The sequence below is a fragment of the Helicobacter suis genome, assembly GCF_902196125.1.
GTDB classification, from domain to species: Bacteria; Campylobacterota; Campylobacteria; order Campylobacterales; family Helicobacteraceae; genus Helicobacter; species Helicobacter suis_B.
In genome coordinates this window covers 1-6,996 of sequence record NZ_CABIKG010000028.1, presented here as the reverse complement: position 1 = coordinate 6,996, position 6,996 = coordinate 1, and the positions used below count along the sequence as shown (strand labels likewise).

The 6,996-nt window shown below is 40.1% G+C and carries 8 protein-coding genes; 7 read left to right on the top strand and 1 reads right to left on the bottom strand.

Annotation, left to right across the window (positions count from 1 at the left end; all coding sequences use genetic code 11):
* The 4 genes from G6Q00_RS07945 to G6Q00_RS07930 all read left to right on the top strand — a co-directional run.
* Window positions 1–469, top strand: a 469-nt coding sequence (locus tag G6Q00_RS07945) for a hypothetical protein (protein ID WP_205426576.1), incomplete at its 5' end; no start/stop codon positions are given.
* Window positions 462–1,268, top strand: coding sequence for a DNA-methyltransferase (locus G6Q00_RS07940; RefSeq protein WP_163532715.1), 807 nt, complete (start codon window positions 462–464; stop codon window positions 1,266–1,268). The genes G6Q00_RS07945 and G6Q00_RS07940, both read left to right, overlap by 8 nt.
* A gap of 3 nt (window positions 1,269–1,271) precedes the next feature.
* A complete protein-coding gene (locus tag G6Q00_RS07935) occupies window positions 1,272–2,696 on the top strand; it encodes a phage minor head protein (RefSeq protein WP_163532714.1) in 1,425 nt (474 codons plus the stop codon).
* A 10-nt stretch (window positions 2,697–2,706) separates the two neighbouring features.
* Window positions 2,707–2,961, top strand: coding sequence for a hypothetical protein (locus G6Q00_RS07930; protein ID WP_163532713.1), 255 nt, complete (start codon window positions 2,707–2,709; stop codon window positions 2,959–2,961).
* A gap of 260 nt (window positions 2,962–3,221) precedes the next feature.
* Here the strand turns inward: G6Q00_RS07930 and G6Q00_RS07925 are convergent, their stop codons facing one another.
* Complete coding sequence (locus tag G6Q00_RS07925; protein WP_163532712.1) at window positions 3,222–4,022, bottom strand: hypothetical protein; 801 nt, start codon at window positions 4,020–4,022, stop codon at window positions 3,222–3,224.
* Between the two features lie 83 nt (window positions 4,023–4,105).
* Here G6Q00_RS07925 and G6Q00_RS07920 point away from each other — a divergent pair, with 83 nt between their 5' ends.
* The 3 genes from G6Q00_RS07920 to G6Q00_RS07910 are packed head-to-tail and all read left to right on the top strand — an operon-like array spanning window position 4,106 to window position 6,826.
* Entirely contained in the window at window positions 4,106–4,981 is an 876-nt protein-coding gene (locus G6Q00_RS07920) for a Mu-like prophage major head subunit gpT family protein (protein WP_163532711.1), read from the top strand.
* A gap of 2 nt (window positions 4,982–4,983) precedes the next feature.
* Window positions 4,984–5,316 (top strand): hypothetical protein, encoded by a 333-nt coding sequence (locus G6Q00_RS07915; protein ID WP_163532710.1) that lies wholly within the window; start codon window positions 4,984–4,986, stop codon window positions 5,314–5,316.
* Window positions 5,309–6,826 (top strand): cell division protein FtsH, encoded by a 1,518-nt coding sequence (locus G6Q00_RS07910; RefSeq protein ID WP_163532709.1) that lies wholly within the window; start codon window positions 5,309–5,311, stop codon window positions 6,824–6,826. The genes G6Q00_RS07915 and G6Q00_RS07910 overlap by 8 nt, the downstream gene beginning before the upstream one ends.
* Window positions 6,827–6,996 lie beyond the last annotated feature (170 nt).

Below are 6,996 nucleotides of genomic sequence, written 5' to 3'. Positions count from 1 at the left end.
AAGTTTAGATGGCGATTTAAACTTACTTAGCGATGAATTTGCTAGTATTGCACTCACTGGAGTTTGTGCAAGCACGGCAAAAGGCATTTTTGATTATTATTATTGCGATTTGAATAAACCCTTATCTCAAAAGCCCGCTACAACTCCGACAAGTACCAGCGCTACAGCGGGGCCAACAACAGCAACAACAGCACCGGCACAAACTCCAGTAAATCAAACCCCGCCCACTCAAGCGGCTAACACTAGCGCGCCCACTCAAGCGCCACAAACACCGCCACAAACCCAAACGCCACAAACCCAAACGCCACAAACTAGCGCGATCCCGGCTGATGATAACGATTTAGAAAGAATGGTTGAAGAATTAGAAAATCAAGCCATTAAAGAGGGCAAAATAAGCGCGCAGGAAGTCAACGCCGCTAGAGAGGCCACAAAAGCGGCTAATCCAGATATAAAGATTGAGCATGCCTAATTTAGAGGAATTTAAAAACCGCGTTTTTTGTGATGACGCGCTAGAGTTTTTACCTAAACTCCCGGATAACTCCATTGATTGCGTTTTAATTGATCCGCCTTATTGTAGCGGGGGGGTTAAAAGTTTAAATGCGCGCAATATTTCTACTACTAAAAAGTATCTAGGTGTGGCTAGTTTCTTGGATTTTGAAGGCGATGGCAAAGATCAAAGAGTTTGGATATTTTGGTTATCTGAAATTCTTAGGCAAATTAAAAGAGTTTTAAAACCTAGCGCGTATTTTTTTAGCTTTATTGATTGGCGCCAACTTCCCGCGCTTAGTGATACAATCCAATTAGCCGATCTAGCTTGGCGGGGGGTGATTGTGTTTAATAAGGGCAACTCCGCGCGCCCGTTTGCTAATGCTTTTAAACAACAATGTGAGTTTATTTGTTGGGGCACTAGGGGAGCGCTACCACTCACAACAAGAAAAGAGGCTAACTATTATTACGGCTATGTTGAAGCCAAAACACCCTACAAAGACAAACAACACCCCACACAAAAACCCTTAGAAGTGTTAAAGCATTGTTTACAAGTGGTGGCGTCAAAAACGGAGGCTACTCCGATCGTATTAGATTGCTTTTGTGGGAGTGGATCAACCGGTGTTGCGTGTGCTCAATTAGGCTTAGATTTTATCGGGGTTGAGAAAGTGCAAGAATATGCGATTGCTGCTAGCATTAATTTAGAGGGCGCGCTACTTGAGGCGCAAGAGAATAAGCAAAAAGAGGCTAAACAACAACAAACTACCCATATCTATTTTTAGTATATGCCCTTTTTAGAAGCTATCGCCAGTTTACAAGCCAAAAAACCCCAGCTAATCCCCAATGGGGCTAATTTTAAATTTGAGGAATATTTAAGAGCTTTTAGCATTAGTGGAATAAGTAAAATTGATACTTTAGTTGCCTATCAAAATGCCTTAGAGAAAGCTTTAGCTAAGGGGCAAAGTTTTAGCCAGTTTCTTAAGGCAAATCCGCAATTACTAGAAACAATCAATAAAAAGCGCCTTGAACGAATCTTTAAATATAATTTAATTTATGCAAACGCGCGGGGTAAATTAATGCGCTATGAGAGTGCCCCGCCTATTGTTGATAGTAGTAATGGCGATGGGTGGTACTATGTATTCCATAGTAGACGAGACAACGCCGCCCGTCATTTAGCCTTTGATAATGTATGTTTGCCAAGAAAACACCCCTTTTGGGATACACATACGCCCCCGCTAGATTGGGGTTGTCGGTGTGAGTTGCAGATGTGGAGCGAAAGGCAGATCAAGGCAAAGGGGCTAAGCCCAACTAAGAATATCCCACAAGAGGGGGGAACTCAAGCGGGCGGATTTGAAAGGGATAATTATAAATTTTTGAGCGCCTTTTTTAAAAATAAGCTAGCTACTTACGCGGGCAATGCTAAAGCCACAAGCCTACTTAAAGGTATCTTACAAAATATCGCCACTAAAAAGGCGCGCTTTAAATCTCTTATTAGGCTTTCTAAAAACAAAACGGAAGCCATTCCCTTTGGCAGTTTAGATACTTTGCCTATTACTCTTAAAGCTCAAACACTTAAAGCTAACCCAGCTAATGATCTTTTTGATTTTTTCTTAGCTAGGGAAGTCTTAGACTCTCCGCTCTTATTAGCCACTCATAAAGATACAAGAAAACTAGTGGGGCAAAAGTTAGGGCGGTGGTATGAATTAGAGATTCAAGGTACAGAATTAACCGGTTTAGAGCACTTCACGGAGGCGCCTCCGTTAAAATCGGGCTTTACAATTCAAAAATTAGATTTTGACGAATTAGCCAAACGCGCCCCAGCTGAAAAACCTTACCCCTTTACCCAAAGAGTTTTAAACACAATTAAAAGCGCGCTAGCTTTATTAAGCTTAGATGAGAAACAAGAGCGCCATGTACTAGGCACTCCGGGCTACACTGAGGGGCGCAGTTACTACACTAAAGCGCCAAGTATTGAGGAGGTTAGGGGGTGGATAAAGGAGAGCGCCGATCTTGGCAGTTTAACTAAAAAAAATAATTCTTGGCGGGGGCATGTGGTTGTCCATCACCCAGATTTTGAAGCAATCGTATTGCCACACCCCAAACTAAGCATTAAAGAGCCAACAAAGACTTTTTTTAGTAAAATCCATTTGAACCAAAAAGGAAAAATACACGCCGTACCACTCTACAAAGACAATGAGCGCGGGCGATAAAGGTTAGGCAGTGGTTAAACTAGAGGATTACGCCCAATACTTGGGGTGTAAAATGCGCGTTATTTGTTATGATGATGACGGGGGCGATGATATTATTTTAGAGGGCTGGCTAAAAACCTATGCCTATGCTTTCCAAACGGGCGATGAAGATGATGATATTATTTTGTTGGGTACTAATGGTGTGCCTTATGGTCTTTATATGCATGAGATTAAGGAAATTATCCCCCTTGAACCGCCACAAGAACAGCCGTACGCTCTTAGCTAAAATTGACATACTCCCCATAGCTAAAGCTAGGGGATTCTGGGATCATCAAGACCTGCCCGCTAGACGGGTCTTACAGCCTCTACTCCAAGAGTTGATGCCCCAACTCTATGACGGACATTATAACACAAAAAAAACGCCTTATATCCCCATAGCTGAAGCTAGGGGCTTTACGGCGCAATTGGTAAATCGCTATTTTGCCACTCAGCAACTCACATTTAACCGCCATTTAATGGCCGTTAAACACGGCTTAAAGATAAACATCAAGTCAACTCCTCACACTCCAGATCAAGACTAACGAAATCACGATTGAGAAAGTTAATATCTACATTTCTGATCAATCCAAAAAAGGTTAAACACTCAAGCGCATTGCTTAGCTCCACCACACTTGGGATACTTTTATTTGTCTCAATAATCTTAAGCGCCCAATCTAAATTTTTAAGCGGTAGTAAGATAGTGCTTTTATAAGTTTTTCTAGTGTAGCCTAGCTTAATGCTAGTGCGCCCCTGCTCATCGGTAGTGATCTTGCTAAAATCCTCAATGCTTAGCGATCCTTGATACTCTGTAATGCCAATGTCTTTAAGCTCCCCACAAAAAATAACCCCTATTTTAGCCATTGATCCGGGGTTTTCTAAATAAATATCATAAATGGCCGCCCCGCTGTTTTCTAAGAAGTATTGGCCACCACTTAGATAAGTGCCGCGCGTATACTTTTCAATGAAATTTGAATCTAATAAAGAAACCCGTAAAAATTCGCATTCATAATTTGTAAGGAAGATACTTCCGTTGGTTTTAATTCTAATTTTGATGAAGTGACGCGCCTGTGAAATGGTATTAATCGCGCTATCAAAGGCGGCGGTAGTGTTATCTGCACACTTAAAGCTAAAATCCTCATCAAAGTTAGCCTTTTGGCCTTCTTCTGTGGCCTTTATGCATTCAAAAAGGCTTGTATCTTTTCTTACAATATCGCCTAATTGATAGGCTTTTTCTGGATCAAATTCGGGGGTATGATCTTCTAAATTACTTTCTAAAATCTCAATTTCTGATCTTAATAGTATGCGCATGTCTAAATTTTAGCGCGGCTACTTATCTAAAATGCGCAAAAGCTAGCAAAAAAAAGCCTTAAAATTCAAGAAAAAGGGAAAACATGAAAATAACAGCAGAAACACAAGCCGCAATTAGCAAGAGTCTAAGCGCGGTTTTTGCCAATACTCTAAGCAAAAAAGCAAAGGACTACCAACAAGTAGCCCTAGAAGTGCAGGCTAATACGATGAGTGTAGATTACCGGTGGTTAGCGGCTATGCCCTCTATGCGTGAATGGGTGGGTGAGCGCCAATTAAAAGATTTAGAGGGCTATACCTACACCATTACTAAGAAAAATTGGGAGGCGACAATAAAAATTGATCGCGACATTATCCAATATGATAGTTTAGGCATAGCAGGGGCTCAAGTTGCCGGTATGGCTGATTTAGTCATCGATCATTACAACAGATTAGTTTTTGATTTGTTTAACCAAAACGGGGCTTGTTATGACGGCGGGGCGTTTTTTAGAGGCGATCATGTAGTGGGTCAATACAAGTTTAGTAATGTTGGCAACTGGGGGCTAGATGAAGGCGGAGTCTTAGAAGCGCGTAAAAATATGTGTTCTTTAGTGAGTGAAAGCGGTAGCCCATTAGGAATTACGCCTAATTTAGTGCTAATCCACCCAAACCTAGAAGCGCAAGCTATGCGTTTATTTAACGCCCCCACTAAGGCAAATGGCGAGTCTAATATTTGTTATGGCTTAATGAAGTATTTAGTTTGCCCGTATCTAAACAACGGCAATCGCTGGATCATGCTAGATACGACTAAAACGATCAAGCCAATCATCTTGCAAAAAAATAAGGCGGTTGAGTTTAACGCCCTCGATAAAAGCAATAGCGCTAATAATTTTATGCGCCGTGAGTTATTGTACGGCGTAGATAGCGAGGATAATGCCGGTTATGGTTTATGGCAATTAGCTTTTTGTGGTAGATGGGAGTAAACATGGAAGAACAACAAACAGAACAAACAGAACAAACAAATTTAATTGTTGATAATGCAGCCGCAGCGATTGCGCTAAGAAAAAGTTTAGAGGAGGAAAGCGCCTCCCGCGTATTTGGCGCGATTGAATTATTAGACGGAATAGAGGGCTTTAAGAAAATTCTAGGCGATTTTAACGCGCGTTTAAGTGCCATTGAAGGCCGGTTAAATGGTCTTGAAAAACAAAGTCAAGCGTCTGTAAAATTAGAAACGCAAACACCCCAAGAGGAAAAGAAAGCTAAAACAAAATCTATTAATGTAGCACAAAACCTAGATGTACCGGTAGGCGATGCGTGATCAAGTTGATAATCTTAGAGACTATCTAAAAAGTCTTAAGGCAAGAGCGAGCGACCCAAAACTTAAGAGCAAAGCGCTAGCTAGCTTTAGCGCATTCACTCAAACCTATTTTAATCACCATTTAGAATCTAGTCAATCAAGCTTTTTTAGACAAAGTGTCTTAAATAACATTTTAGACTATCTAAGCGCCTCTAAAATCTGTATTTTTAAAGCCTATCGGGGTGCTTATAAAACCACTTTGTTAGGCCGTATGCTTGTGCTGTGGTTATTTGTACGCGGTGATAGAAATTACATGATTTATATTGGCAATAAAAAAGAGGATACAGAGGAGACAATAGAATGGCTAAAAGTAGAATGTGAGAATAACGCGGCCTTTATCCAAGATTTTAAAATTGAAAAAGGTTTTACTTGGCGTAAAAGTGAACTTGTTCTAAAAGTTGAGGGCAAGTATAAAAAAATTAAAAGTTATAGCATTGAGGAAAGCATAAGGGGGCTTAATTTTTTAGGAAACCGCCCCGATCTCATTATTTGTGATGATGTAGAAAATGGCCAGCGCATTCACTCTAAGAAATACCGCGAAGATGTAGCTAAGCAATTTGAAAGCGCGATACTTAAACTTCCGGCTAGAAAGGGCAATTACAACATCTTAGTAGTTGGAACTACCCTCCATGAAGATTGTTTACTTCTAAAGCTAGAAAATAGGTGGAATGCTAAAAGCTATAACTTTCCATTAGTGCTAGACTTTGGTAGTCGCATTGATGGGCTAAATCCTGAAAATATTGATCAATACGATTTGAATCAAGTTATCTTAGATGATTCAAGCCTAGATAAAAAAGAAATCCTTATGGAATTTTTAGCCAATAAGGCAGCTTTTTTTGCAGAATTTCAAAATATGCCGGTAAATGCAAAAGATGCCATATTAGGAGATTTTGAAACCTTTAGCGCGTTGCCAAACTCTATTGACTCTATTTTTATCGGAATTGATCCGTCTTTAGGCAAAGCTAAGGGGGATTTTTTCGCAATCGCAGTGGTTTATTATTCTAAGCAAATGAATCGCTATTTTGCCCGCGTGAGTGCCTACAAAGAAAAGCCTGACAAAATGATACAAGTTATTCTAAATACTTATGCAGAGTGTTTGCGTGTTAGCCATTATGTACGCATAGGAATAGAAGTGGTGGCCTTTCAAGCCTTTTTTAAAGATCAATTAAAAAAACGCGCGGAGTCTTTAGGTTTGGCCTTTTTTAAACCGGTAGAACTTAAAAACAGCGCGCATAAAGAAATACGAATCGATAGTTTAGCGCCTTTGTTAGTAGATCGAACCTTATTAATTGATGCCTACAGCCATGAACTCATTAGCGAATTAGAAAGCTATCCTAAAAGCGCTAATGATGATTGTTTAGATGCGCTTGAAATGGCTATAAGATTAGCCAGAAACAAACAACACCTAGACTACTCAAAGCTTAGGCACTCTCTTAGCGCTAGAAACTTCAAAAAAGCGCGTAATTTATAAATCTCTTAAAATGCATTCTAAGGCGTTTGTATCTTAATTAATACTAAACCATTACCCTAACCAGTTGTAACGATTTTCAACGCGGTTTTAATGGGTATTCAATGCTATTAACTATTACTTTTAAATACAGCCCTAATAATTTCATCGGCATAAACGCTAAGAAACTCTAC

Excerpts from the sequence above, each read along its gene's own strand:
- G6Q00_RS07920 (WP_163532711.1), top strand. The coding sequence starts at position 4,106 with ATGAAAATAACAGCAGAAACACAAGCCGCAATTAGCAAGAGTCTAAGC.
- G6Q00_RS07935 (WP_163532714.1), top strand. The coding sequence starts at position 1,272 with ATGCCCTTTTTAGAAGCTATCGCCAGTTTACAAGCCAAAAAACCCCAG.
- G6Q00_RS07910 (WP_163532709.1), top strand. The coding sequence starts at position 5,309 with ATGCGTGATCAAGTTGATAATCTTAGAGACTATCTAAAAAGTCTTAAG.
- G6Q00_RS07925 (WP_163532712.1), bottom strand. The coding sequence starts at position 4,022 with ATGCGCATACTATTAAGATCAGAAATTGAGATTTTAGAAAGTAATTTA.
- G6Q00_RS07940 (WP_163532715.1), top strand. The coding sequence starts at position 462 with ATGCCTAATTTAGAGGAATTTAAAAACCGCGTTTTTTGTGATGACGCG.
- G6Q00_RS07915 (WP_163532710.1), top strand. The coding sequence starts at position 4,984 with ATGGAAGAACAACAAACAGAACAAACAGAACAAACAAATTTAATTGTT.